Source organism: Acinetobacter sp. AS23 (assembly GCF_023612055.1).
GTDB classification, from domain to species: Bacteria; Pseudomonadota; Gammaproteobacteria; order Pseudomonadales; family Moraxellaceae; genus Acinetobacter; species Acinetobacter oleivorans.
The window spans coordinates 3,284,866-3,311,827 of sequence record NZ_CP082274.1 but is presented as its reverse complement, the minus strand read 5'-3'; the positions used below and the strand labels follow the sequence as shown (position 1 = coordinate 3,311,827).

Genomic DNA, 26,962 nt, shown 5'->3' with positions numbered 1-26,962 from the left:
ACTTGAGATGTGCCAAGCACCATCTTACGGCTTTGCTGTGCCTTTTTTTCTCCCAGAAAGGGCACAGGCTTTTTATCTTAGCCAGACATAACAACTTATTTTTATAATGGTAAAACTATGCCAACTTTAGAAATAGCTTCAAAAAAATTAAAAGTTATTCATAGTGCAATAGATCTATTTAACATCTATGGATTTCACAACACGGGTGTAGACCTGATTGCCAAAGAAACTAAAATTCCAAAAGCCACGCTTTATAACTACTTCCACTCAAAAGAAAGGCTCGTTGAAACTTGCATAAGCTTTCAAAAAAGCCGACTGAAAGAAGAAGTACTGGCAATTGTCTACTCACACCGCTACTCAAAACCAAGCGATAAACTCAAAGAAATTGTGCGTTTACATGCCGATATAAATAGCCTTTATCACCTTTTGTTTAAGGCCATTTTTGAAATAAAACAGCTTTACCCAACGGCTTACCGCATGGCAGTTGAATATCGGAAATGGTTGCTTCGAGAGCTTTTTGATCTGGTCTTTAGTCTGGAAACCAATACATTCAATCCCGATGCCAACATGGTTTTAAACCTAATTGATGGTTTGATGCTACAGGTTCTAAGCTCCAATAGTTTAGATGAAAGGGATGTGGTGTTGGAGAGATTTTGGGGGAGGGAAACTGAGGCTAAAAGTTTGAAGTTAAATTTTTATGATGGGGTGCCTGATTAGCTAAAGTGAAGAGAGTAGCGCTTAATTAATCAGTTTAGTCTTGGGTAAAATGGCAGTATGCTATTGAAAGAGAAAATTAATTAGCCCGAAATATTGGGAAAAGTCTGGAATCGAAAAATGATAAGGAAAAACACCAAGATTGGTGATGTCTTTGCTGTTAAATTAGACAATGATAAGAAAAAATATTTTCAATTAATCGCTTTTGATTTAACTCAACTAAATAGTGATGTGATCAGAAGCTTTAAAAAAGTATACCCATTGGAAGCTGATATTGATTTATTGGAAATCGTAAACGGTGAAGTAGAGTTTTATGCTCACTGTGTGACTAAGTTTGGATTAAAAATGAATTTATGGGAAAAAGTTGGAAATATTAGTGAGGTTGGTGATATTTCTAATATTCTTTTTCGGGATACGAATGACTATGGAGCAAAAGTGGGGGCAGAGAAGATTAAAGTATCTATCAATTGGTATGTATGGCATATAAATGATGAAGACTTTACTCGTGTAGGGAGGTTAGAGGGAGAAAATCGTAAGGCAGAAATTGGTGTAGTTGTGAATCCTTACGATATTGTTGAGCGTATAAAAACAGGAAAATACGAGTTTGTATATCCTGATTTTGAGTAATTATTAAATAAAATAACTAGAGTTCTGGGAACTAAACCTCTAAGCAAATTCATTTATTGAACATGTAGAGTTAAAGATTATGTTGGATAATTTAATTTTAGTAAGTGTTTTAGGGGGAGTAGTAGGAATAGGAGTTGGTTTTTTCTACAAAAAGGTATTTGTCCTAACTTTAGATAAAATGAGTGAAATATTTTATAAAATATTTTTTGTTCATAATTTTTTTAAATTGATTTCATTGCTTTTTGCATGTGTTTTTACTTTTTTATTTTTTCTAATAGGGTTGATCTTTTCACCAATTGTTTCTGATAGTTCATGGAATTATTTTTATATATCTTTCTTTATAGGAATTATGATTGGAATAAAAATTGAAAACTTTTCAAATAAATAATTTAGATTTTATATAAAAACTTATATGAGAGTTATGAAATATTAAGTTTTATTAAAGAATACATAGAATCTTTAAAAAATAAAAATATGTATTATTCTATTTCGCGACATAGTTTGACGCTCTTATGTGTTTGTTGATTGATATTAATAATAAAATTTCTTAATAATATCTATATTACATCCATAAGAGAGAAACTATATGAATATTGATAATTTGAATTTAAAAAAAGAATTTTTAAAACTTTTTTAGATGCGGTTCTTGCGAATTTTACATTAATTGTTGTCTTTGTATTAGTTGGTAAACATTTATTTAAATCCTACAGTAAACTTCCTGATTTTATACCATTGTTCATGAGTTATAGCTTCACTGTAGTTATTTCACTAATTGTACTTTTCTTTTTCTATTATATGATTTATGAACTTTATTTGAAAAGAATGATGAGTATTCTAAGTATTGGAAAATTCTCTACTAAATTTTATATTTTTTCATCTCTAAGTTTTTCTGGTTTTATTATTTTTACTTTTATCACTATTTTAGTATCAGTTTAGTTTATCTTATACATTATTTATTTTGGTGGAAATAATATGGCAGAACCTATAACTTATGTAACAAGTTTTCTAGTAAAAATAATAACTTTCATATTAGGGCCTTTCTTTAGAAAACCTATTGATATAGTTAGTAAATTTTTGTATTTAAATGCATATGAAATTTCAACATTTTACAGTTTGTATTTTGATGTGAAAAGAATGTTTCCTCATAGTTTAGGGGAAGTTATAGATTATAATATAAATTGGAGTGAAATATATCTTAAGAAAAAACAGGCTAATTGTACTCTTCGTATAAGAGCAAGGGATAATCTATCTTATAGTAAAATAACTTTTTGTGTTACTGCTTCTTTAGAGAGTTTAAAATATCAGTCTGTTGTAGAGGTTTATGATGTATCTACTACACCTTGTATTATAGCTTTACCAAGTATTCCACTTAGAAGTATAGAAATTAAAGGTAATAGAATATATGAGCCTTATAGTAGTGTCTCGGTTGAAATAAAAGAAATATTTGATAGTAATAATAATATTATAGATATTAGAGGGAAGTGGAAAGATATTCTACATCCAATAGATAATCTAGATAAGATTATTAAGGAAAAAGAAAGTGATGTATATAGATGGGGGCAATGGTGGAATTTAGATTTCTTAGAATCTGAAAAAGAAGAAATCTCAAGATTTTTCCAAGCTTATAGTGTGAATGCAAAATTTTTGGGGTCAAAAACAAAGTATTTTTGGCAACCTGTCGCTTGGTTCATGAGTGTACCATTTATTCTAAATATTTATTTTTGGATTGGGAATATAATCTGGGCTAATCAATTAAATAAAGCTTTAGAGAAGCATTTAAATGATTATGAGAGTTAAAGGTATAATCTTAAAATTATTTTCTTAATATACTGTTAGTTGGCTAACTAGTTATTTTCCTCTTATAATTGTTAAGGAGTTAGATTAATGACTAGATTATTTACTAGTCATTAATTTAATGGATCGGCCACAATTTCTATAAAGAATCTTCATACTCCACATACCCATCTTCAATTGCAGGAATAATGTCTACAAACTCAAAGTAGGGCACTGTACAAAACTCAGAGTCTCGAATCGCATCAATCACAAAATAATAATCTTGCAAAGATGTCGTCTCAAACACAGCAATATCACTGGCTTTAGTGCTAAACGCTTCAACGTCATACCATCGAACTTTTACAGTCGGGTACTTCTCAAAAATAGGTTCAAGTTTCTGTGCACTAAACTCCGCTCGCTTTTCACGAGCTAAAGCCAACCAAGCAGGCAAAGCTCTTAAATGAATAAAAAAAGTATAGGTTCTAGACATAACCACTCCATGACTGGGCAGAGTTGTAGTTCAATTGAAAAGACAGCGTTTGCTTGTCATATCAACATGACTCAGTCAGTATATGAGTGATTACTCACATTAAATACTCGTATTTCGGCTCATGTCAGAAACACTTCCAGATCCACGCAAACGCCCGCGTCAAGCACGCTCAGTGGCTACCTTTGAAGCAATTTTAGAAGCGGCTGCTCGCATTTTAGAGTCATTAGGCTTTGCTGGATTTAACACAAATGCTGTGGCTGAACTTGCTGGCGTAAGCATTGGTAGCCTATATCAATACTTTCCATCTAAAAATGCTTTAATCGTCGAGTTAATTCGACGTGAGCGGGCTGAGCTTTCAAATCGTATTGTTGACGCCATACAGCAACACGATGCCGCAGACTTAAAAGAAAAATTAAAACTCGTCATATATTCCGCTGTGCAACATCAATTGAGCCGTCCGCAGTTGGCACGAACATTAGAGTTTGCTTCTGAACTCATTGGAAAAGACGTTGAGGAAAGTGAACTTCAATACGAACTTGAAACCATAATTTCTGATCTGTTTATACGCTCTGGAGTTTCACATGCGCAAACAGCCGCACAAGATGTGATTGCTTTAAGCAAAGGAATGATTAACGCGGCAGGCATAGCAGGGGAAAGTGATTTAAATGATTTACAGCAGCGAGTTGAAAAGGCTGTATTTGGTTATTTGGATTTGAGCTAAAAATCTTTTTTATTTTCCCTCCAGAAGCTTAATTGAAAATAAGTTAAATTTTACTTAATTATTTAGTTTTTCTAATTAATTGCATGTGTGATACTCATTTAACTAAAATAAATAATGATTATTTAGCAGAAGTAATACAATTGTAGTATTTTGTATTGCCATACCCATTACTATGATTAAGAAATATAATTTTAATTAATATAGATAACATTTAAAAATGCTAGATAAAATTAAATGCGACGCCTTTTCGGCCGTTGTTGAAACAGGAAGTTTCGAAAAAGCTGGTAAAAAATTATGTGTATCTCAATCAGCAATTTCTCAAAGAGTTCGATTATTAGAGGAGCGATTAGGGAATGTATTATTAGTTAGAGAAAGACCATGTAAACCAACACCATTTGGAGCTGAGTTATTTGCTTATCTTCAGCGAGCATCTTTATTAGAGAATGTTTTTTTAAAATCAGTCATCAACAATAAATTTAAACCATTACCCATTGCTGCGAGTATAGGTACATTTGAGTCATTGCTTTTCCCTATATTAGCCAAGTACTGTCTTTCTGAGGCTATTACAATAGATGTAAAGATTGATACGCTTTGTAATACCTTCGAACTCTTAAAAAGAGGAGAAGTTCAGGCCTGCATTACTTCCGAGTCTGAGATAATTAGAGGGTGTACAAGTGTACATTTAGGTAATATGGTTTATTGTCTGGTTGCCTCAGAGAATTTTATTAATAAATGGTTTAAAAATGGAATTAATAGAGAGAGTCTTCGTTTAGCTCCTTTAGTTTTATTTAATGAAAATGAAAGAATATATTTCGATTTTTTAGAATCTAACTTCGGACTAAAAAAATCAATGATTCCTTTTCATATTATTCCTTCGACTGACTCTTATATTTCTGGACTTGCCTGTGATATGGGTTACGGAATAATGCCTATATGCAAGATAAATCAGGATTTATCGAATCAGGGCATAAAGGAAATTTCAAAAGAATATAGGATTAAGATTCCATTATATTGGCATCAGCTTTCTTATCTCTCTCCAGCAGTTTTAAGAATGAATGATATTATTATTAAGCACTCAACAACAATCTTGGCTACCGTAGGGAATGAAGATGCTTAAGCATGAGGGTCAAAGTCCAATCGAGATATACAACTCCATGATTGATACTGGCGTTGTTCTTGCAGATCCGTCTCAGCGACAAGCTATTGAAACATTAAATGAGATTTGGAATAAAATTGAAAACCAGTCTAATCATTTCTTTAGTCCCCAGATTAAAGGCCTATACATGTGGGGAAGTGTAGGAACAGGCAAGACATGGATTATGGATTTATTTTATAACTCTCTTAATTTTAAAAAGAAAATGAGAGTGCATTTTCATCATTTCCTAAAAGATGTTCACAAGCAGCTTATTGGCTATCGTGGAAATAAAGATCCTTTAAAGCTGATCGCTAATGACATAGCAAGCAACTATAAACTGATTTGCTTCGATGAGTTTTTTGTTTCAAATGTTGCCGACGCAATGATACTTTCAAATCTATTTAATCTGCTATTTTCAAAGAAAGTGATATTGGTTGCTACCTCGAATATTGATCCGAAAGATCTTTATAAAGATGGTTTAAATCGCGATAGATTTTTAGAGACCATAGATCATATCAATAAGAATTGCACAGTCTTGAAGATCGGTAATCAGCTAGATTATAGAACTATAAAAGAAAGCAACTCCAATGACGATTTCTATAGATTTCCATTAAATGAAGAATCAGAACAATGGCTTCATTCGGTTTACCAGCAACTTACAAATAACCAGAAAGAACTCAAGACGAGCATCACGATCAACCACAGATCAATAGATGTTAAATCTTGTCATAAGAATGTGATTTGGTTCGACTTTGAAGCCATTTGCCGAGAAGCCAGAAGCCCAGCTGATTATATTGAGATCGCTACGCAATATGACTATGTTCTAATCAGTGGAATTGGTGATCTAACAGATAGAATTTATGATAGCGTGAGACGTTTTATTTATTTGATTGATGAGCTTTATGATCAAAAAATCAAACTCTACTTTGTTGCCTCACAGCCATTAAATCAATTATATAAAGGTGAGAGACTTAAATTCGAATTTCAAAGAACTTACTCACGATTACAGGAAATGCAAAGCATAAGTTATAACAAGGAACTTCAAGAGCTTGCTTGAATATATGACTATGCTTTGCATGACTAACACGCAGTGGGATTAAGCAAAAAAGTACGATTTTTCTGGAAATTTTGACTTATACCCATTCTGCAAAAATACTTCTAATGCTTGAATAATGTCTGCTTGTTCCTCGGTACTAATTTCCTTTTTTCTATTGTTTTGAAAGTCTTCAATAATATATTGAATGTCAGCGTTATAGTCTTTAATAAAAATATCTGAACTCAGTCGAGTTTTAGGTTCGATATTGGCAAGTAGGGGTTCTATTTCTTCAATATTTTTAAAAAATTCAATACTAAATTCTCCAATTTGAAGAATGATATAGCGGCTTTCAACCTCAATATCTTTATTTGCAAATCTGTGTCTAACATTTGGTGGAATTTGAAAAAAGTCACCCTGATTAACAATATATTTCTGCTTCAAATCTGGTAACTCAACCTGAATAGCACCTTTTGAGCAGTACACAAGATCGGGGATATGAGTATGCCTATGAAACGGAAATAGGCTATCTTTTAAATTGCACAGCACTATCCTAATATCACGGTCATAACAAAACTGATGCATTTCCATTGATCGTTTTCCTTGTCCGATTAACTAATTTTATAAAGTTGTTCTGGCGTAAATATTGGTTCACTGAGATGCTTTTGAAACAATTCAACCCAATCAGTCGAGACAGAATCAGCTGCATCAACAATCGCTTTGGAAAAGTTGCGTTCATTTTGCCAGTATCGGGTAAGCACACCAAAAGAGTAAAAATACTCCGAGGGCTTTATGGATCCTCTACGATTTTCCATGAGTTTGTAGGTCTCGAAACCATCTAGCATCAAACCTCCAGTGTTATATTCATCTTCCATATTCGGGACAATATTCTTTTGCTCTAACAATGATTTAACCAATACTGAAGGATGCTTATAGATATCAAAGTCTTGACTGATCGTATTCACTACAAGATCAAAATCAAATGAATACCCTAGATCATCAGTGAGTTGTACATGGCTATCCATTATCTTTAGGGGGTCGCTGTTATAGCCAAGTTTAATTGATTGGAGTAGACCAGCTTCAAATAGGCATTTCAGCTTTTGTGCATTTTCCAGCGGGATTGGTACGGCAAGACGAATGAATAAATGATCAAACTCTTGGTCGTAGCGTTTTTTATCATGACTACTTAAATAACGGTAAAACTTCATTCTTCGTACTTTAAGAATGATCATGTTAATTAAGTCATTAAGCTCTTGGTGTTCCAGATCATATTTCAACTTTTCATAAGCATTTGCAAATTTCAAGTTGCACAAATCATTGAATGACACTTCACCGTTAGTTGCATTTTTAAGCTCAAGGTCAAGCAGATGAAGAATATCATCTAGTGATAAAACCTGATTTAAGTGCTGCTGCAACTCAGGGAAAGATTCATGAGTGAAATACTTAAAGTCATAGTTAGGCTTATTGCCTCGTACCGCTGGAAAGTATCCCGAACGACTAACAACATAGGCTTTGAAGTTTTCATCTGTCACGGCCTTCTGATAGCTTGAGAAGGCTCCGTTTTCAGTTGCAAACGATCCTTCGCTAAATAGAGTGATGACGGTATCAACACCACTAGGGCCCATACCGCGAACAAGAACATTTGGCTTATGATCTTGTCTAATAATGTCATTAAGTCTCATTAAGACTTTTTGAAAAGGGTAGGGTTTTACGAATAAACTCTGTTCAGAGTCTAAACGACTTGCAGTCCAGTGTCCGATAGTCAGCAACAGCTTAGAAAACCCTTTTAATTCAATTGTTTGATTTAAGTTTTGATTCTTAATAACTAAATTATAACCGCCTTTAGCCTCGTAGCCATCGATAGCTTCATAGCCATTGTAAACTTCAACTTTTATACGATTTAATTTGGCTAATTCTAGGTATTTTTTGAATCTATCATTCAGATAGATACCAAACAAAGCTCTAGGGTAAAAAGCGTTAGGATCGGGGAAGACTTGCGATTCACCAGCCAAAGATTTCTTATAAACTAGGTGGGGGTAATGAGTCATCAGATGGTTTTTATTTTCTGCCATCCAATCCACAAAGTCGTTATCCCAAAGCGACATTGAATGGGCAGGGTTATTACACAAATGACCAGCCAATAATTCGTCTTTGTCGTATGGATTCCCATGTCCAAGAGATTCACGCATTTCAACAAGAGTAATAGAGCATGACTTATGATTAATCTCTTGATTTAGTAATTTTTTTACAAAGCTGATGAAGGTACACGTACCTGAGAATCCCATTCCAATGATACAGAACTTTTTCAAAGTAATATCGTCCATAAAAATGTAAATTCAGGAAGTTAAAAATTAACTTCCTGAATAATATGAGTTAGTTCAATTTCTGAAGGGCTTCTTTAATACGTGCTGCGGCTGCCTTTAGAGTCACTGGATCACGTCCACAATTCATGCGAATGTAATGTCGGAGGCTATCGATGTTTTCACCAAAATGCATGCCTCCAATAGAAGCAACTTTTGCTGTTTCCAAAAGATATTGATCGGCTGAATCAAATCCTAGCTTTTGGATTTTGTCGCCATACTTTGACAAGTCCAAGAATAAGAAAAATCCACCTTCAGGCTCAGTCACTTCTAAACCAGTGCAGCTTTTCAAATCCTCAATGAATGTCTGCATGTTTTGTCTCGCAACTACCGCGCGTTTCTTTGCAACGTCATCCATGTATTCTTGCATTGCTTCATGCGTCGCAATTTGGGCATAGGTGGAAGCAAATGAGTTTAAGTTAACCTGTACCTTCTCCATAACTTTAATCAGTTTGTCCGAAGCACAAATATATCCAGATCGGTCACCATGCATTCCATAGGTTTTACCGGGACCAGTGATATAAATGGTGTAGTCCCACATAGAGTGTGTCTGGGCCTTAAACTGCTGCGTAATATTTGAAATGTTTGCAGGCTTAGTATTCAAAATATGTGATTCATACGGACAATCAAAAAGCACATAGATTGGGCTTAGACCTTTTGATAAACGTTCGGCATTGGTAGTTAAAATCACTTTCGAAATCGACTCTAAGTCATCACGAGTATAAATTTTGCCAGAAGGGTTTAGACAGTCACCAAGAATGATAATTTTGGTCTTATCTGTAATGGTCTTTTCTAATTCAACTACATCAATCGCTTGGTTATAAAAGTCTTTGACATAGATTGGTTTAGCTTTACCTAAGTGTAATTCAATCATGTCCGCGTAATGAGGCCAGTTTGGTACTGGGTAAATCACTTCATCGTCTGGATTTAGAAGTGTATGGAATACGACGGTGATAGCGCCTTTAATACCGCCTGGAGTCACCATGATTTCAGTATCTGGGTTGAAGCTGATGTCTCGTAAACGCTTCACACGCTCAGCAATAGACTTTCGTAAGAAAGGGAAGCCTTTAACTGGAGCAAACTCATGGATAATTGCAGCATTATTCGAGATATAACTCTTAACCGCATTATCAATGCCGCTATTAGTCTTTTCATCCAATGTACCAATACTTAAATCAATGACCTGATCATCTGCATTAGATTTTTGATTTAATTCTAAAATTTTCGCCTTAGTTCCGTGTGTAATTGATTCACGTAAATTCAAGGCTGCTTGTGAAATACCTAAGTTTTGCATTATTAGATCTCAAAATCCGTTTTTAATTAAAGTGATACAGCTTGATTAAACATTGCATTCCACATCTTAAGCTGGGCTTTTAATGTTTCATTCGCACCGAACTTAATCTCATCAAGGTCTTCTTGATCATTACAGTTATTATGGACACACTGTTTAGCATCTTGAGCGTGACGATCTTCGACGCCATTTTCGATATGGGCGTTAAAATAGACTTCAACTTTCTTAACGAATTCATTTGGATCAAGGTTTTTGTTATTAAATCGGAATGCTTCACGGAATACTGTAAGCATCTTATCTGCATGATTCTCGAGGGCCATGACTGCTCCTAACATGCGAGGATAACTGCCTGTAATCAAACCTTGGATAGTATCCCGATACTGTAATGTCTCTGCGATGATTCGATCACTATTCTTAGCTTGTTGAACCTTCATCTCTGGAAGATTGTATTCTGCAGCGCCAAATACATTGAGCGCATTCTCCATAAAGATTTCATGACACTTGGCCTTTTCACCCATACCTGTTTCTTCACTTAAGATGTGGGTGAATAGGACTAGGGTGTCCATATCATTTTCAAAAGCAGATCGTGAACATACATGAGCAATTCCTTTCACTGTCAGCTCTGTACGATAGAAGAAGTTGTCACGAAATAAGATATATGATTCTGGCGTCCAAGACGTAGAAGTTAAATGCTTGAAATAATTGTTTTGAAAAATTTCATGATCATCCATTTTAGTAATGAATTCATCTAACTCAGCACTAATAGTTCCTTTACAATCAACATTTCCATTGATGATTACTTTAGAGTTCATTCTTGAATTATCCTTTTATAATGAAATTTATTTTTACAGCGAAATTTTTATAACAAAGAAATAATCAAAAAAAATGAGTATTAAATATTTTAATGTTTGATAAAATTATCTAATATTTATGTGGTGATTTATATTTTTGTATAGTTTGACTTGGTTAAAAATCAAAAATGGAATTTTAAATGTATCTTTTAGAATATTTTTCAGTGCTGCAACTTTCAATAATGTTAATAACAATAGTTTTTTCTTATATTATTTTTGGAATGGTTGGTTTTGGAACTGCGTTAATTGCGAGCCCTGTATTACTTAACTTTTTACCTCTCTCTCAAATTATTCCCCTTTTAGCCTTACTAGATATGTTTGCTGCCATTTCGAATGTTATTAAAGATGGTAAGAAGGCAGACTTTTCTGAATTGAAATTCCTAATACCACTTATGTTTGTCGGTAGTTTTCTTGGCTTTATACTACTGATGAGAGTGAATGCAAGTTACGCACTTCTAGCATTTGGCATATTTACGCTTTTATATGCGATTTACTCATTAAGCGGCTTTAAACCCCAGAAAAAACTAGAGAAAAAATTTGTTTTTCCTTTTGGGTTATCTGGTGGTTTCTTAGGAGCCATGTTTGGTAGCGGTGGGTTTTTATATGCGATTTACCTCAATGGACGAATCGAAACCCCAGAAAAAATCCGTGTTACTCAAACTACATTAATTGGGTGCAGTACGGTTTTTCGAGTCATTTTATTTACTACAGCGGGTGTGTACTTTTCGGATAACTTATTTTCACTTGCGCTTTTGTTTATTCCATCAATGTTGATAGGTGCGTTCATTGGCAAGCGAATTACACTTAAATTGTCTAAACAACAATTCTTGAAAATTATTAATGTCATTGTACTGCTATCTGGAATCTCGATTATTGTTAAATACGCTTTAACAATATAAATTTATTATTAGCAATACTTAAGCTAATTGATTTGGATATTAATAATTTTAATTTTATTCTATTTGTTTTAATAACGAAGGGTAAGATAAATATATTGCTTTGTAGGAAATATTAATTAATACCTTGATGCCTATAGTGAAATAAAACCAATTAATAAATACCCAGTTATAATTGGTTTTAATGGCGTGATAGTGGGTTCTGACAAAACTAACTATAGACCCAGTAAACTTTGCATGAAGTTCATTTAAAATTAATTTAAGTGAGAAAGTCACAAGAGATAAGTATAGGGGAGTCAATTTAGCAAGATTGCTAAAGATTGATACATACTTGAACGTGATGTGCGTAAGATACAGGAGGCGATAGCCAATAAAAAAACCGCTATAGATAGCGGTTTTTTATTTAGCAGATGCTTAAACTTACCAGCTTAACGCACCACCAGTTTGGTAGTCAGTTACGCGAGTTTCAAAGAAGTTCTTCTCTTTACGTAAGTCCATCATCTCAGACATCCATGCAAATGGATTTGTTACACCAGCAAATTGCTCTGGTAAACCTAACTGAGATAAACGGCGGTTACAGATGAATTTCAAATATTCTTCCATCATGCTTGCGTTCATACCCAATACACCACGTGGCATTGTGTCACGCGCATATTCGATTTCAAGCATTGTGCCTTCAACAATCATTTGAACCACTTCTTGTTGGAACTCAGCGCTCCAAAGGTGAGGGTTCTCAATCTTGATTTGGTTAATCATATCGATACCAAAGTTCAAGTGCATAGACTCATCACGCAAGATGTATTGGAATTGCTCAGCAACACCGTTCATCTTGTTACGGCGACCCATACTCAAAATTTGAGTAAAGCCACAGTAGAAGAAGATCCCTTCAAGAACACAGTAGAATGCAATCAGATTACGAAGTAAGCGTTGGTCGTTTTCAGGCGTGCCTGTGTGGAAATTAGGATCAGTTAAAGATTGAGTATATTTCAATCCCCACGCTGCTTTACGCGCAACAGATGGAACTTCACGGTACATGTTGAAGACTTCGCCTTCATCCATACCTAAAGATTCGATACAGTATTGGTAAGCGTGGGTGTGAATCGCTTCTTCAAATGCTTGACGCAAAATGTACTGACGGCATTCAGGGTTAGTAATGTGGCGGTAAATTGCCAATACTAAGTTGTTTGCAACCAAAGAGTCCGCAGTCGAGAAGAAACCTAAAGAACGCATAACAATCGTACGCTCATCTTCAGTTAAGCCGTTTTCAGACTTCCAAAGCGCGATGTCTAGGTTCATGTTTACTTCTTGCGGCATCCAGTGGTTTGCACACCCGTCAAGATACTTCTGCCAAGCCCACTCATATTTAAATGGAACAAGCTGGTTCAAGTCCGCACGACAGTTAATCATTGCTTTGTCGTCAACTTGAACACGTTGCGCGCCCATTTCTAGCTCTTCAAGGCCAGGGGCAACATCTAAGTGTTCTAAGGCTGCAGAGGCTCTAGCCACCGTATCGGAGGCAACTGTTGGTCGCACGGAATGGGTTCCAGCGGATTGTGGAGCTGCCACGCTCTGCGATGATGACTGCGCAGCAGATACATTCTGCGAATCAGACGTTTTTTCCGGTTGGATGGGCGCAGACTTGTGTTCAGGTGCAGCCGGTTTTTGCGAATCATCTTCAAAATCGTCCCAACTAAGGATAGACATTTTTGTTCTCTCTTCGTTGTGTATATCTATATTTGACATCTCTTAAACGAAGATGTCCCTACTATACGCTTTTAATGTGTAAACAAAATTAAGTTTTATTGATGCATGACCAAATTTTGGGCCTCTGGTCTCTACTCACTACAACTTATTTTGCTTACGCTGTTGCTTACGTATTGTGAAAAATGCGTAAATCAATGGTATATAAAAGAAAAGAAAGGCAAAGATTAAAACTCCAACACCAAGCATATAGTTATGGCTGAGATGAAAAAGCATAATCTTTACCTCTTAAAATTGCTCTTTAGTGAAAAAGAGCAATTTTATTGAATGTTATTGGCAAGCTTCACAATCTGGGTTGTCGATTGAACAAGCCATTGGAACTGGAGCTGCTTGAGTAAAACCATCTTCTTCAACAGCTTCTGGTTTTTTCGCTTCTACAACAGGCGCAGCAACTGCCGCTGCTTCAACAGTCGCAGGTTTAACTGCGTTTAAAGCACCTGTGTTGATTGTAGATTTTTCAGCAGAAGTTGCGCCTAAAGCTCGGAGGTAATAAGTCGTCTTAAGACCACGTAACCATGCCATCTTGTAAGTGATGTCAAGTTTCTTACCATTAGCACCAGAGATGTAAAGGTTAAGAGACTGAGCTTGATCAATCCACTTTTGACGGCGTGATGCAGCATCAACGATCCAACGTGTATCTACTTCAAATGCAGTAGCAAAGATTGCTTTTAATTCTTCAGGAATACGAGCAATTTTTTGTACTGAACCTTCAAAGTGTTTCAAGTCATTAACCATCACTGTGTCCCAAAGACCACGATCTTTTAATGCACGAACGAGGTAAGGGTTAATTACAGTGAACTCACCAGACAAGTTAGATTTCACATATAAGTTCTGGAATGTTGGCTCAATAGACTGAGAAACACCACAAATGTTAGAGATGGTTGCAGTAGGAGCAATCGCCATCACGTTTGAGTTACGCATACCGTCTTTTTGAACTTTGGCACGTAAAGTGTCCCAGTCTAAACGTTGAGTACGGTCAACTTCGAACATGCGCTCTGGACGAGATTTCGCAACAATTTCTAAAGAGTCGATTGGAAGGATACCTTGATCCCACAATGAACCTTTGAACGTTGAGTAAGAACCACGTTCAACAGCTAAGTTGCTTGAAGTTTCAATCGCGTAGTAGCTAATCACTTCCATTGATTCATCAGCAAAATCAATAGCAGCGTCTGAACCGTAAGCGATGTTCATTTCATATAAAGCATCTTGGAAGCCCATGATACCCATACCCACTGGGCGGTGTTTCAAGTTCGAGTTTTTCGCTTGTGGTACAGCGTAGTAGTTAATGTCGATAACGTTATCGAGCATGCGTACGGCTGTTTTAATTGTGCGAGCTAACTTTTCACGGTCTAACACACCACCTTGAACGTGTTGTACAAGGTTGATTGAGCCCAAGTTACATACTGCGATTTCGTCTTGATTTGTATTCAAGGTAATTTCAGTACATAAGTTAGATGAGTGAACTACACCAACATGTTGTTGTGGTGAACGTAAGTTACATACATCTTTGAACGTAATCCACGGGTGACCAGTTTCAAACAACATAGAAAGCATTTTGCGCCATAAGTCTTTAGCACGTACTTTCTTATGTAGCATGTTGGTTTCTTTCGCTACAGACTCATAGTAAGCATAACGCTCAGCAAATTCAGCACCAGTTAAGTCGTGCAAGTCTGGAGTTTCAGAAGGGGTAAATAGTGTCCATTCACCATCTTCAAATACACGTTGCATAAACAAGTCTGGAACCCAGTTCGCAGTGTTCATGTCGTGTGTACGGCGACGGTCATCACCAGTGTTTTTACGAAGTTCTAAAAACTCTTCGATGTCTAAGTGCCAAGTTTCTAAGTATGCACACACGGCACCTTTACGCTTACCACCTTGGTTTACTGCAACAGCTGTATCGTTCGCAACTTTTAGGAATGGAACTACCCCCTGAGACTTACCGTTTGTACCTTTAATGTAAGAGTTCAATGCACGTACAGGTGTCCAGTCATTTCCTAAACCACCAGCCCATTTAGAAAGCATAGCGTTATCACGCATTGCGCCATAAATGTCGTAAAGGTCATCGCCAATTGTTGTTAAGTAACAACTAGAAAGCTGTGGACGTAACGTACCTGAGTTAAACAGGGTAGGCGTAGATGCCATGTAGTCGAAGCTAGATAATAAGTTATAGAACTCGATTGCACGTTCTTCTTTATCTTGCTCATTTAACGCAAGACCCATCGACACACGCATGAAGAATAATTGTGGTAATTCGAAGCGAACGCCGTTTGAGTGAATGAAGTAACGGTCAAATAAAGTCTGTAAACCTAAGTAGGTAAACTGATTAGAGCGTTCTGGTTGAATTGCTGCTGCCAATTTCTCTAAATCGAAATCAAGCAAGTCTGGTGAAAGCAAGTCAAGCTCTACACCTTTTTTCAAAAAGGCTTCAAGTGCATTGTTTTCAGGAGTATCTGTAGGCAAGCCTAAGAACGCTAAACCTGTGCTCACTAATTCACTAGAAAGCAAACGTGCAGTTACGTAAGTATAGTTTGGTTCTTGTTCAATACGAGTACGTGTTGCCATCATCATTGTAGTGGCAATATCACTTTCTTTTACGCCGTTATATAAGTTCTTAACGGTTTCATCAACAATAGCCTGAACGTCAATACCTTCCAAACCTTCAGCTGCTTTCGCTACAGTTGCTTGCAATGCACTTAAATCAAGTGGCTGAAGCTGACCGTTAGCATCGGTAACTTGTAATGTAGGATGGTGATTTGAGTTCGTTTGCTGACGAGCAGTAGTACGTTGTTCGCGGTAAATTACGTAAGCGCGGGCAACTTTCTGTTCTCCGGTACGCATTAAAGCAAGTTCAACCTGATCTTGAATTTCTTCAATATGGATTGTACCGCCTGATGGTAAACGACGAGTGAAAGTATTTAATACCATTTCCGTCAGTTGGGTAATACGGTCGTGAATACGGCTTGAATCCGAACTCTGTTGACCTTCCACAGCAAGAAAAGCTTTACCAATCGCAACAGAAATTTTCTCTGCATCAAATGCAGCAACATCTCCAGTGCGTTTGATCACCTGAATTTGACCGGGAGTCGAAGTAATTACGCTCATGCCAGCATAGCTCCATTGTCACTTTTGTTATGTTTATAGACCGTTTGAACCGAGCAAAAAGTATGCCACGATGTTTGAGGGATAAACACAAGACTTAGTAGTTAAAGTTTATTTTGAACACAAGATACGGGATTTTTCATAGCAGATCAATCTTGACTTTTTAGTAATTTTTTATCTGTATGATTTGATGGGAGATAGCATAGCAAAGCTATTAAAAAACGCTTATAGATAACTTTGTGGATAACTCAAAAAACAATCACTTAAATACAATTAATGTAGGAGAAGAAATAATTTGTTTAATATTCATACATTGGAAATATGAATAGAATATGAAATTTCATAACAATAACTAAATGTTAAAAACACGAGAAAATTCAAAGGTTAATAAAATGCAACAAAACACGGTTGTCATGTATCAGTTTGGTGAACGCCTACTTGTTTACAATGTAAACGTGTGTATATTGCAAATGATAAACGAATGTATCTGCAAGATTTTTAAGATGCATGTAATGAGATTTATAGGGGCAATGATATGAGCCAAGAAGAAAAGTTACCAAAGATTCTGATCGTTGAAGATGACGAGCGTTTAGCACGATTAACTCAAGAGTATTTAATCCGCAACGGCTTGGAAGTTGGTGTAGAAACTGATGGTAACCGTGCAATTCGTCGTATTATTAGTGAACAACCAGACCTAGTGGTCTTGGATGTCATGTTGCCGGGTGCCGATGGCTTAACTGTTTGCCGTGAAGTTCGTCCACATTATCATCAACCGATTTTGATGTTGACTGCACGTACAGAAGATATGGATCAGGTACTTGGTCTAGAAATGGGTGCAGACGACTATGTTGCTAAACCAGTTCAACCACGTGTGCTATTAGCGCGTATTCGTGCACTATTACGTCGCACAGATAAAACTGTAGAAGACGAAGTTGCACAGCGTATCGAATTTGATGACCTTGTAATTGATAATGGCGGCCGTTCTGTAACACTGCATGGTGAGCTTGTTGATTTCACTAGCGCAGAATATGACCTATTATGGTTGCTTGCATCAAATGCTGGTCGTATCTTATCGCGTGAAGATATCTTCGAACGTTTACGCGGTATTGAATACGATGGTCAGGACCGTTCAATCGATGTCCGTATCTCACGTATTCGTCCAAAAATTGGTGATGATCCTGAAAATCCAAAACGTATTAAAACAGTGCGTAGTAAAGGTTACTTGTTCGTTAAAGAAACCAATGGGTTATAAGATCTGAATAAACTTCCTATAAGGTTGGTCGAGTGTTTAAACACAGCATATTCCTGCGAATCTATGCGGGACTGGTAATTCTTGTTGTTTTGGTTGCCGTTTTTGGTTATTTGCTTGTACAAATTATCAATTATCAGCGTGCTCAAGAATACCGTGAATCTTTAACTGATGGTATTTCTTATGTCATCAGTGAGGGAGTCGCTCGACAACCAGGGAAGCAACAGAAAATAGACTGGGTTTCAGATGCATCAGATTTATTGGAACTTCCAATTTATTACACTGATGCGAGTAAGGTCGAGTTATCTCGTACTGAGAAAAAAAGGATCGAAGCTCAAAAGTCTGTTGTCCGTTACGATGCCAGTAATAGTATTGCGTATATCATTATTGGTTTACGTGACGATCCTCAGCATTTTTTATCGATAAAAGTAGACAAAATTAGTGAGCGCCAAATGAAGGCTCTCCCTATTTTTGTACTTGATTATCTAATGTTTTATCCGGGGCAAGAACAAGAATATCTTGCCAAGATTCAAAAACATTTTTCATATCCAATTAATATCTACAATATTCAAGATATTAATCTAGACTCTGAGCAAATTGGTCGTTTGCGCCAAGATCAAAGTGTCATGTTGTACAAAGATAGTGCAACAATGCGTGGCACAACCATTTCAATCGTATCTCCAATACCAAATCAGCCTACACGAGTTCTGGTTCTTGGACCGGTTCCAATGTTTAACTGGATGCCTTTACAGCTTTCTGCCGGAATTACCTTATTTAGCCTATTCTTACTGAGTTTAGGTGTTTATGGTCTTATCTTGCCGTTAGAGCGTAAAATTCGCCAAGTACGTTATGCGTTAAACCGCATGAAGTCGGGTGATCTGTCATTGCGTGTTCCTATTGAAGGAAGTGATGAAATGGCAAACTTGGCATCAAGTTATAACAATATGTCTGATCATATTCAGCGTTTAATTGAGGCTCAGCGTGAGTTGATGAGAGCTGTATCTCATGAACTTAGAACGCCGGTTGCACGTATACGCTTTGGTACAGAGATGTTGGCAGAGGAAGACGACTACAATCATCGTATGCATCAGGTCGATATGATTGATAAAGATATTGAGGCGCTTAATACCTTAATTGATGAAATCATGACTTATGCAAAGCTAGAGCAGGGTACACCTTCATTAGATTTTGCTGAAATTGCGCTATTTGATGTATTGGATCAGGTTGCGGTAGAAACTGAAGCTTTAAAAACGCAAAAAGAAATTGAGCTTGTTGCTCCTCCCGTTTATTTGAAAGTCGATGCGGAGCGCCGTTATTTACATCGGGTGGTTCAAAACTTGGTGGGTAATGCTGTTCGTTATTGTGATAACAAAGTTCGTATTACAGGTGGTATTCACAGCGATGGCATGGCCTTTGTTTGTGTTGAAGATGATGGCGCCGGAATTCCTGAGCAAGATCGTCAAAGAGTATTTGAAGCCTTTGCCCGTTTAGATGACAGCCGTACGCGTGCGTCGGGTGGTTATGGTTTAGGGTTGTCAATTGTAAGTCGTATTGCTTACTGGTTCGGTGGTGAGATTAAAGTAGATGAAAGTCCTACCTTAGGTGGAGCTCGCTTTATCATGACATGGCCTGCAAAACGCTTTAAACAACCTCCTTTGAAAACCAATAAAAAAGCACCTTCATAAAGGTGCTTTTTTATTGCATTACTTATAATTGAGTTGCATCTGGTTCCAAAATGGGTTTTCCGCTTCTTAAGCTGGTTAACGCATCGGAATTAAAGTCGATCAGTAATGAATTGTTTTTTGCATCAATCTGGTATTTTTGAATAAGAGGTTGATCTCCATTAAGCGTTTCTATTTTATATTCATCTGCAATATGCAAAATACCTTCTAGGTTTGTTGTCGTTGACGCAAAATCCTGTCTAAATATTTCATAGACATCTCGCAAGTCAAAAATTGCATTATTCGCATCTGGATGTTTGTGAATATAGCTTTCTATATGTCGCACAAGTAACTGAGCAAACAAGTAGTAGTTTGGTTTATGCGTATATTCTAGAGTCATGCATTTTTCTCCTTATTATCTGTTATTAGCATACATGGCAAAACACAGGTTATTGTATAAAATTCATTACACTAGATGATTAAATGAAAACCTATAAAGATATAAAGACCCGATTACGCCCTTGGCGTTTTGCTTGATATAAGGCGTCATCTGCTTCTTTAAATAAATTTTCAATCGCTCTATGGGATGAAGGGGAATATAAACTTATACCAATACTGACTTGTATGAAAATTGGTAATTTCCCATAAATATAAATCGGTTGCTGACTAATTTTAATTCGTATTTGCTCTGCAAGGTCAAAGGCACTCTCTTTTGTGGTATCTGCAATGAAAATTGCAAATTCTTCACCGCCAAATCGTCCTAATAAATCATGAGGATGCAAAATATTTTGAATAGTGGTAACGCAGGTCTGTAGAGCACGGTCTCCTATTTGATGGCCGTAGTTGTCGTTAACTTGTTTGAAATGGTCTACATCCAACATAAAAAAGGCCGAGGTTTTATTTTCCTTGTGCACTTTTTCTTGAAGTAGTCTGACCGACTGCAAAAATTGGCGTCGAGTGAGACTTGAGGTTAACTCGTCATGCGCAATCGCGTGTTGAAGCTTTTGAATTAATTCTGAGTGTAAAACGCTAATACTGGAAACCGTAAGAGGGGCAATCGTCATCATGATTAACCCAATACGAATTGAAATCGTATTGCTGAAATAGTCATTCGGATAGAGTAAAAGATAATGTCCAGAAACATGATAAATAATGTAGGCACTGGTAAGACTTGTAATGAGTGCAACAACAATAGGTTTGTAGCGAATTGCACACCAAATCAGTGCAGCAATTGGGTAGAGTAGCGAACCGGGACCAGAGTCATAATAACTGGCTGCAATAGAAATGAGGACAGCCCCGAAAGGTAAAAGGTCGGTTACTTGTAAGCCGCGATTTCTTGAAAAATAATGTTTTACCTGACTATATTGAGGTAGGTTCAATATGATCGGTAAAAGAAGTAGAGCATTTTGCAATTCTGAAGTGAACCAGTAACCGAATTCATCCCACAAACCACCTAGCATAAATTTAGTATTAAACATGGGTACGAAAGTTGCTGCAAACAATGCGCCTGCTACGCTTCCTACTCCGCATAAAGCAAATAAAAAAAGGTAAGAATAACCTCGGTAGGCCGCTTTAATATGCTGATTAAAAAACATATAGAGTGCAAACGTAGTAACAACATAAAGAAAATTTGACGTTGTTAAAACGAGTGTAAGAGCAAATGGAGTACCCTGAAGCAGATCGGCAACGACATAGCCGCTATAAGCACCTAAAAATGAGCTTAATCGACGTGTGCTTGGAAAGCGAATGAGTAAACCAAGCAAAACAGAGTTAGCAGGCCAGAAGAATGCGAGAAAGCTTAAAGGGCGAGATGCGATGCCAATAAAACAACATACTGCAATAATGAAGCTAAACAGGAGAAAAATTTTTAAAGAGGAGAAAAATGAAAATTCACGAAGTGAGTATGGCATCAGCTGCCCTTAATGATAAATACTCTTATCCAAGAGTAATAAAATATTATGCATGACTAAACATTCATCATAATTCAGAGGAGAAGCTGAATACAATAAAAAACAAACTAATATTATAAAAAAGTAAGTTATTAAAACTTAATAGTCGATGAACTGTGTAAATATTCTAAAATTAAAAAATGAAAAAAATCATCATAAACAAAAAAACTATTAAATAAACCGATTATGTGCGGTGAAACCCCCCTTACAACCCATAGAAGAATAGTTTTGTTTAGAAAATCATCCGAAAGACTAAGACGCTTCAACTAGCATGCGAAATTAGAAATCAGGTACAATTGGCGGGATTAATTTTGTGTTTGGTGTATTTGAAGGCCAATACATACATTCTTTGTTAAATAATAGGCCTGCCAGGAGTTATCCCCGCATGAGTGCCATTACTCCATACGACTGGGCGATTATCGCCTTCGTGATCGGCGTTACATTTCTTTGCGTCTTTATGCTCACAGTTCCCTTACTCCTCGGGGGGAAATCGTGGGGGCGTGCTAAGCAAGAGCAGTTTGAATCGGGTGTCGTGAGTGCTGGTGGCGCTCGCATTCGCCTGTCTGCAAAGTTCTATTTAGTTGCAATTTTCTTTGTTGTCTTCGACTTAGAGGCACTTTACCTCTATGCATGGTCTACTTCTGTGCGTGAAGTAGGGTGGTTGGGATATACCACTGTCGTGATCTTTGTCGTTGATTTATTGATTGCGCTTGTTTATGCCTTCTCTGTAGGTGCTTTAAGTTGGTCACCAGCAGATCGCCGTAAATCAGCAGGTGAGGCGATTAAAATCGGTTCACCAACAATGAACATTGCTGAAATTACACGCTTTAACTCTATTGAAGAGCTCGTAACTGACCCTACAGGCCAGATTCCAGCTCAATCATCAGGTCGTGTTAAGTCAAAAACTACACCTGCATTGTCATCTGAAAAGGAGTAAGTCGGGATGAAATATACTCTGACCCGCGCGAATCCGGATGCTGATCAATACCCATTGCAAGAACGTCAAATCGTGACAGATCCACTAGAAGAGGAAGTGAATAAAAACGTATTCATGACTCGTTTAGAGGATGTCTTGCATACAGCAGTAAACTGGGGGCGTAAAAACTCCTTGTGGCCATTTAACTTTGGTACCTCTTGTTGTTACGTTGAATATGCAACGACCTTAACAGGTGTGCATGACTTGTCACGTTTCGGCGCAGAGGTTATCCGTGCTTCACCTCGTCAAGCTGACTTGATGATTGTTGCAGGAACCTGTTTCGTAAAAATGGCACCAGTTATTCAGCGTCTATATGAACAGATGTTAGAGCCTAAATGGGTCATCTCGATGGGTGCTTGTGCAAACTCTGGAGGTATGTACGACATCTATTCAGTAGTTCAAGGTGTAGACAAAATTATTCCTGTTGACGTGTACGTCCCAGGTTGTCCGCCTCGTCCTGAAGCATTAATTCAAGCTTTAATGCTTTTACAAGACCAGATTCAATTAGAGCGACGCCCGCTTTCTGCCGTGATCGGTGATGATCTTCAGCCAGTGTATAAGCCAAAGATGATGCCAGAACGTGACCGTAAGAATGCGCAGCGTATTGCCGTTAAAAACTTACGCTCTATGGATGAGATTAAATAATTTTTTGACGGTGTTTTGACATATCTAACCGATATGTTCATCGAGAAAATTGACAGAATTTGTATTAAATAGGAAGCCAAGCCAATGGCTGAAACTGACATTGCTATGCCAGAGTCAACACCAGTTGATTCACGCCCAGCATTTGCAATCGTAGAAGAACTCAAAACCAAATTTGGTGAGAACTTTTACGTGCAGGCGACTTTTGAAGAGTTTCCAACAGTCTGGGTTGAGCGCGCACGCGTGCAAGAAGTCCTTATGTTCCTACGTAAAGTGGAACGTCCATATGTAATGCTGTTTGACTTGTCTGCGATGGATGAGCGTTTACGTGTTCATCGTGATGGTTTACCAGCATCTGACTTCACTGTGTTCTATCATTTATTATCGCTTGAGCGTAATAGTGACATTCGTATCAAGGTTGCCTTGAACGAAAATGATCTTAACCTTCCGACAGCGACTAATATCTGGCCAAATGCCAACTGGTATGAACGTGAAGCTTACGATATGTTCGGTATCAATTTCGAAGGGCATCCAATGCTCCGTCGTATCTTGTTGCCAACGTATTGGGAAGGTCACCCGCTTCGTAAAGAATATTCAGCACGTGCGACAGAATATACGCCGTACATGCAAGACAAAGCGAAACAAGACTTTGAACAAGAGCACTTACGCTTTGTGCCAGAAGACTGGGGTCTTAAGCGTGGTAACGCTGACGAAGACTTCATGTTCTTGAACTTGGGTCCTAACCATCCATCTGCACATGGTGCGTTCCGTGTTGTATTGCAGTTAGATGGCGAAGAAGTGAAGGACTGTGTTCCTGATATCGGTTATCACCACCGTGGTGTGGAAAAGATGGCTGAACGTCAAACATGGCATTCTTTCATTCCTTATACTGACCGTGTTGACTATTTAGGTGGTTGTGCTCAAAACATGCCGTATGTAATGGCTGTAGAGCAAATGGCTGGTATTAAAGTTCCTGAACGTGCGCAAGTGATTCGTGTCATGTTGAACGAATTGTTCCGTATTAATAACCACTTATTATTCTGTGGTACGGCAATTCAGGATGCCGGTGGTATGACACCAGTATTCTATATGTTCGCAGACCGTCAAAAAGTTTACGACATTGTTGAAGCAATCACGGGTTACCGTATGCATCCAGCATGGTTCCGTATTGGTGGTACAGCACACGATCTTCCAAACAACTGGCAAAAACTTGTTAAAGAATTGCTAGAGTGGATGCCTAAGCGCTTAAACGAATATTACACAGCGGCATTGAAAAACTCTGTGTTTATTGGTCGTACACGTAACGTTGCACAATACGATGCCAAATCTGCACTCGCATGGGGTGTAACTGGTACTGGTTTACGTGCGACAGGTATTGATTTTGACGTTCGTAAATATCGTCCATACAGTGGCTATGAAAACTTCGATTTTGATGTGCCAGTTGAGTATGAAGGCGATGCATATGCACGTGTACTCGTTCACTTCCGTGAAATTACTGAGTCGTTAAAAATTATTCAACAGTGTTTGGATAACATGCCTTCTGGTCCATATAAAGCGGATCATCCATTGGCTGTTCCACCACCGAAAGATAAGACATTACAAGATATTGAAACCTTGATTACGCACTTCTTGAGCGTTTCATGGGGTCCTGTCATGCCAGCGGGCGAGTCATCATTTATGACTGAAGTGGTTAAAGGCGCAAGTACTTACTACTTGACTTCAGATAAAGCGACGATGAGTTATCGTACTCGTATTCGTACACCGACGTTTACTCACTTACAGCAAATGCCTTCAGTGATTAACGGAAGTTTGGTATCTGACTTAATCATTTATCTGGCGACCATTGACGTGGTTATGGCTGACGTGGATCGCTAAGAGGTAACACATAATGATGATTTTGACTGATAAAAAGCCACGTGTGAATGTTGAAGGAATTTTGACTGCGGAAGAAATTCACGATATCGAACATCACATTGGTCACTATCCATACCCTCGTGCAGCCTCTTTGGATGCATTGAAGTGTGTACAGCGCCGTAATGGTTGGGTAGATGACGCTCAAATGAATGCCATCGCACAGTTATTGTCGATGAGTGTTGCTGATTTGGAAGGTGTTGCAACATTTTACAACCGTATCTATCGCCATCCGGTAGGTCGTCACGTAATTTTGCTTTGTGACTCAATTGCTTGCTTCTTAATGGGTGCAGAAACACTTGCTGAAGCATTCCAGCGCGAACTAGGAATTCAGTATGGTCAGACGACACCAGATGGTCGTTTTACGCTGCTTCCAATTTGCTGCTTAGGCAACTGCGACAAAGGCCCAACTTTAATGATTGATGAAGATACTCACGGTTTAGTTGAAGTGACATCGGTCAAACAGTTATTGGAGAAGTATGTATGAATACTGAACCAAAACCAATTTATGGCGACGGTAATCCAGAAACTCATCCACTAACTTGGCGTTTAAGCAAACGTGACGAAGTTCGTGGTGCTGATGATTACGAAGCACTTGAAGGTTATGCTGGCTTTAAAAAAGCATTAGGCATGAAACCTGCTGAAGTGTTAGACGTGATTAAAGCTGCAACCGTAAAAGGTCGTGGTGGTGCGGGTTTCCCAGCGGGTATTAAATGGTCATTAATGGCACCAAATGATGGTGGTCCACGTTATTTGATCTGTAATGCCGATGAAATGGAACCGGGTACCTTTAAAGACCGTTTGTTGATGGAAAAACTTCCACATCAATTGATCGAAGGGATGTTGATTGCGGGTTATACCTTAGAGGCGACTCATGGTTATATCTTTATCCGTGGTGAATACATCGAGGCTGCTCAATATCTAAATGAAGCGTTAGAACAGATTCGTGCTAAAGGCTATTTAGGCGAAAATATTTTAGGTTCTGGCTGGAATTTTGAGTTGCATGTACATACGGGTGCAGGGCGTTATATCTGTGGTGAAGAAACTGCATTGATTAACTCGCTTGAAGGTCGTCGTGCTAACCCTCGTACTAAGCCACCGTTCCCGCAAGTTGCAGGAGCATGGGGCCGTCCAACAATTGTGAACAACGTTGAAACTTATAACAACTTGCCAGCAATTATGCTTCGTGGTCCAGAGTGGTATATCGGTTTATCAGCAGGTAAATCAAAAGACCCAGGCACTAAAATTTATGGTGCGTCAGGTAAAGTGAAATTCCCAGGTCTTTGGGAATTGCCATTTGGTACAACTGCACGTGAAGTGATTGAAGATCATGCTGGTGGTATGCGAGAAGGCTTAAAGCTTAAAGCATGGTTACCGGGCGGTGCTTCAACTGACTTTTTACCAGCAGATACCATTGATTTACCAATGGATGCAGACACGATTATGAAAGCAGGTTCTCGTTTGGGAACATGTTTATTGATGGTTGTAGATGAAACCCAATGCATGGTATCGCTCACTCGTAACTTAGAAGAGTTCTTTGCGCGTGAATCATGTGGTTTCTGTACACCATGTCGTGATGGTTTGCCATGGGCTGTTAAAGCGCTTAAAGCACTTGAAGCAGGCGAAGGTAAGAAAGAAGATATCGACCATTTACAAGAATTGACTCGTAAATTATGGATCGGTAAAACTTTCTGTGCCCACGCACCAGGTGCGATGGAGCCGCTTATGGGCGCACTCAAACATTTCCGTGGTGAGTTTGAAGCGAAAGTGACGACTCGTCCTGTCGTGCAAACCAGCAACGTAGAACAAGCTTAAGGAATTCG

General features: G+C 37.7%; 26 protein-coding genes. 16 read left to right on the top strand and 10 right to left on the bottom strand.

Annotation, left to right across the window (positions count from 1 at the left end):
* The first annotated feature begins 117 nt into the window (after positions 1–117).
* The 4 genes from K6I41_RS15665 (at position 118) to K6I41_RS15650 (ending at position 3,138) form a co-directional block, all read left to right on the top strand.
* Positions 118–717, top strand: coding sequence for a TetR/AcrR family transcriptional regulator (locus K6I41_RS15665; protein WP_250374751.1), 600 nt, complete (start codon positions 118–120; stop codon positions 715–717).
* A 117-nt stretch (positions 718–834) separates the two neighbouring features.
* Positions 835–1,341, top strand: coding sequence for an Imm26 family immunity protein (locus K6I41_RS15660; protein WP_191106973.1), 507 nt, complete (start codon positions 835–837; stop codon positions 1,339–1,341).
* Positions 1,342–1,420: 79 nt separating this feature from the next.
* Positions 1,421–1,729 carry a hypothetical protein gene (locus K6I41_RS15655; RefSeq protein ID WP_191106972.1) on the top strand — a complete coding sequence of 103 codons (309 nt, stop codon included), beginning with the start codon at positions 1,421–1,423 and terminating at the stop codon, positions 1,727–1,729.
* Positions 1,730–2,313: 584 nt separating this feature from the next.
* Positions 2,314–3,138, top strand: a complete 825-nt coding sequence (locus tag K6I41_RS15650) for a hypothetical protein (RefSeq protein WP_250374750.1) — start codon at positions 2,314–2,316, stop codon at positions 3,136–3,138.
* A gap of 136 nt (positions 3,139–3,274) precedes the next feature.
* On the opposite strand, the gene K6I41_RS15645 is transcribed toward K6I41_RS15650, so the two are convergent.
* Positions 3,275–3,604 carry a darcynin family protein gene (locus K6I41_RS15645; protein ID WP_250374749.1) on the bottom strand — a complete coding sequence of 110 codons (330 nt, stop codon included), beginning with the start codon at positions 3,602–3,604 and terminating at the stop codon, positions 3,275–3,277.
* A 121-nt stretch (positions 3,605–3,725) separates the two neighbouring features.
* On the opposite strand from K6I41_RS15645, the gene K6I41_RS15640 reads away from it, so the two are divergent.
* From K6I41_RS15640 to zapE, 3 genes are all read left to right on the top strand, one after another.
* A complete protein-coding gene (locus K6I41_RS15640; protein WP_250374748.1) occupies positions 3,726–4,325 on the top strand; it encodes a TetR/AcrR family transcriptional regulator in 600 nt (199 codons plus the stop codon).
* Between the two features lie 217 nt (positions 4,326–4,542).
* Positions 4,543–5,442: an ArgP/LysG family DNA-binding transcriptional regulator gene (locus tag K6I41_RS15635; protein WP_192836454.1), complete on the top strand. Its 900-nt coding sequence runs from the start codon at positions 4,543–4,545 to the stop codon at positions 5,440–5,442.
* Positions 5,435–6,517, top strand: coding sequence for a cell division protein ZapE (gene zapE, locus K6I41_RS15630; RefSeq protein WP_199943848.1), 1,083 nt, complete (start codon positions 5,435–5,437; stop codon positions 6,515–6,517). Before K6I41_RS15635 ends, zapE begins: the two co-directional genes overlap by 8 nt.
* Positions 6,518–6,556: 39 nt before the next feature.
* Here the strand turns inward: zapE and K6I41_RS15625 are convergent, their stop codons facing one another.
* From K6I41_RS15625 to K6I41_RS15610, 4 genes are read right to left on the bottom strand one after another with little or no spacing between them, the layout of a single operon-like run.
* On the bottom strand, positions 6,557–7,084 hold the full coding sequence (locus K6I41_RS15625; protein WP_013198851.1) for a cupin domain-containing protein: 528 nt from the start codon (positions 7,082–7,084) through the stop codon (positions 6,557–6,559).
* Between the two features lie 20 nt (positions 7,085–7,104).
* Entirely contained in the window at positions 7,105–8,817 is a 1,713-nt protein-coding gene (locus K6I41_RS15620; RefSeq protein WP_250374747.1) for an FAD/NAD(P)-binding protein, read from the bottom strand.
* A gap of 49 nt (positions 8,818–8,866) precedes the next feature.
* A complete protein-coding gene (locus K6I41_RS15615; protein WP_198307563.1) occupies positions 8,867–10,147 on the bottom strand; it encodes a pyridoxal phosphate-dependent aminotransferase in 1,281 nt (426 codons plus the stop codon).
* Between the two features lie 26 nt (positions 10,148–10,173).
* Positions 10,174–10,956 carry an iron-containing redox enzyme family protein gene (locus K6I41_RS15610; RefSeq protein WP_005302962.1) on the bottom strand — a complete coding sequence of 261 codons (783 nt, stop codon included), beginning with the start codon at positions 10,954–10,956 and terminating at the stop codon, positions 10,174–10,176.
* Between the two features lie 179 nt (positions 10,957–11,135).
* Between K6I41_RS15610 and K6I41_RS15605 the strand changes: the two genes are divergently transcribed.
* Complete coding sequence (locus tag K6I41_RS15605; RefSeq protein ID WP_013198848.1) at positions 11,136–11,894, top strand: sulfite exporter TauE/SafE family protein; 759 nt, start codon at positions 11,136–11,138, stop codon at positions 11,892–11,894.
* Between the two features lie 417 nt (positions 11,895–12,311).
* Here K6I41_RS15605 and K6I41_RS15600 read toward each other — a convergent pair whose 3' ends face one another.
* The 3 genes from K6I41_RS15600 to K6I41_RS15590 all read right to left on the bottom strand — a co-directional run bounded on the left by K6I41_RS15600 (position 12,312) and on the right by K6I41_RS15590 (position 16,754).
* The gene (locus tag K6I41_RS15600) at positions 12,312–13,595 is read right to left on the bottom strand and encodes a ribonucleotide-diphosphate reductase subunit beta (protein ID WP_005302967.1); all 1,284 of its coding nucleotides are present in this window, start codon (positions 13,593–13,595) and stop codon (positions 12,312–12,314) included.
* A gap of 138 nt (positions 13,596–13,733) precedes the next feature.
* Positions 13,734–13,868, bottom strand: a complete 135-nt coding sequence (locus tag K6I41_RS15595; RefSeq protein WP_081399196.1) for a preprotein translocase subunit YajC — start codon at positions 13,866–13,868, stop codon at positions 13,734–13,736.
* A gap of 54 nt (positions 13,869–13,922) precedes the next feature.
* Complete coding sequence (locus K6I41_RS15590; RefSeq protein ID WP_004794340.1) at positions 13,923–16,754, bottom strand: ribonucleoside-diphosphate reductase subunit alpha; 2,832 nt, start codon at positions 16,752–16,754, stop codon at positions 13,923–13,925.
* 353 nt (positions 16,755–17,107) lie between these two features.
* Between K6I41_RS15590 and K6I41_RS15585 the strand changes: the two genes are divergently transcribed.
* The 3 genes from K6I41_RS15585 to bfmS are packed head-to-tail and all read left to right on the top strand — an operon-like array spanning position 17,108 to position 19,685.
* Complete coding sequence (locus K6I41_RS15585; protein WP_034679197.1) at positions 17,108–17,290, top strand: hypothetical protein; 183 nt, start codon at positions 17,108–17,110, stop codon at positions 17,288–17,290.
* Positions 17,287–18,003: a response regulator transcription factor BfmR gene (bfmR, locus tag K6I41_RS15580; RefSeq protein WP_003653488.1), complete on the top strand. Its 717-nt coding sequence runs from the start codon at positions 17,287–17,289 to the stop codon at positions 18,001–18,003. Before K6I41_RS15585 ends, bfmR begins: the two co-directional genes overlap by 4 nt.
* 32 nt (positions 18,004–18,035) lie before the next feature.
* Positions 18,036–19,685: a sensor histidine kinase BfmS gene (bfmS, locus tag K6I41_RS15575; RefSeq protein WP_216070635.1), complete on the top strand. Its 1,650-nt coding sequence runs from the start codon at positions 18,036–18,038 to the stop codon at positions 19,683–19,685.
* Between the two features lie 22 nt (positions 19,686–19,707).
* Here the strand turns inward: bfmS and K6I41_RS15570 are convergent, their stop codons facing one another.
* Positions 19,708–20,061: a hypothetical protein gene (locus K6I41_RS15570; protein ID WP_002120022.1), complete on the bottom strand. Its 354-nt coding sequence runs from the start codon at positions 20,059–20,061 to the stop codon at positions 19,708–19,710.
* Positions 20,062–20,152: 91 nt separating this feature from the next.
* Positions 20,153–21,571, bottom strand: coding sequence for a sensor domain-containing diguanylate cyclase (locus K6I41_RS15565; RefSeq protein ID WP_005302972.1), 1,419 nt, complete (start codon positions 21,569–21,571; stop codon positions 20,153–20,155).
* Between the two features lie 424 nt (positions 21,572–21,995).
* Here K6I41_RS15565 and ndhC point away from each other — a divergent pair, with 424 nt between their 5' ends.
* From ndhC to nuoF, 5 genes are all read left to right on the top strand, one after another.
* Positions 21,996–22,547, top strand: a complete 552-nt coding sequence (gene ndhC, locus K6I41_RS15560; protein ID WP_003653481.1) for an NADH-quinone oxidoreductase subunit A — start codon at positions 21,996–21,998, stop codon at positions 22,545–22,547.
* A 6-nt stretch (positions 22,548–22,553) separates the two neighbouring features.
* Positions 22,554–23,231 carry a NuoB/complex I 20 kDa subunit family protein gene (locus K6I41_RS15555; RefSeq protein ID WP_002050353.1) on the top strand — a complete coding sequence of 226 codons (678 nt, stop codon included), beginning with the start codon at positions 22,554–22,556 and terminating at the stop codon, positions 23,229–23,231.
* Positions 23,232–23,315: 84 nt separating this feature from the next.
* On the top strand, positions 23,316–25,103 hold the full coding sequence (gene nuoC / locus K6I41_RS15550) for an NADH-quinone oxidoreductase subunit C/D (protein WP_004794331.1): 1,788 nt from the start codon (positions 23,316–23,318) through the stop codon (positions 25,101–25,103).
* A gap of 13 nt (positions 25,104–25,116) precedes the next feature.
* On the top strand, positions 25,117–25,626 hold the full coding sequence (nuoE, locus tag K6I41_RS15545; RefSeq protein WP_005302974.1) for an NADH-quinone oxidoreductase subunit NuoE: 510 nt from the start codon (positions 25,117–25,119) through the stop codon (positions 25,624–25,626).
* The gene (nuoF, locus tag K6I41_RS15540) at positions 25,623–26,954 is read left to right on the top strand and encodes an NADH-quinone oxidoreductase subunit NuoF (RefSeq protein ID WP_049838194.1); all 1,332 of its coding nucleotides are present in this window, start codon (positions 25,623–25,625) and stop codon (positions 26,952–26,954) included. The genes nuoE and nuoF overlap by 4 nt, the downstream gene beginning before the upstream one ends.
* Positions 26,955–26,962 lie beyond the last annotated feature (8 nt).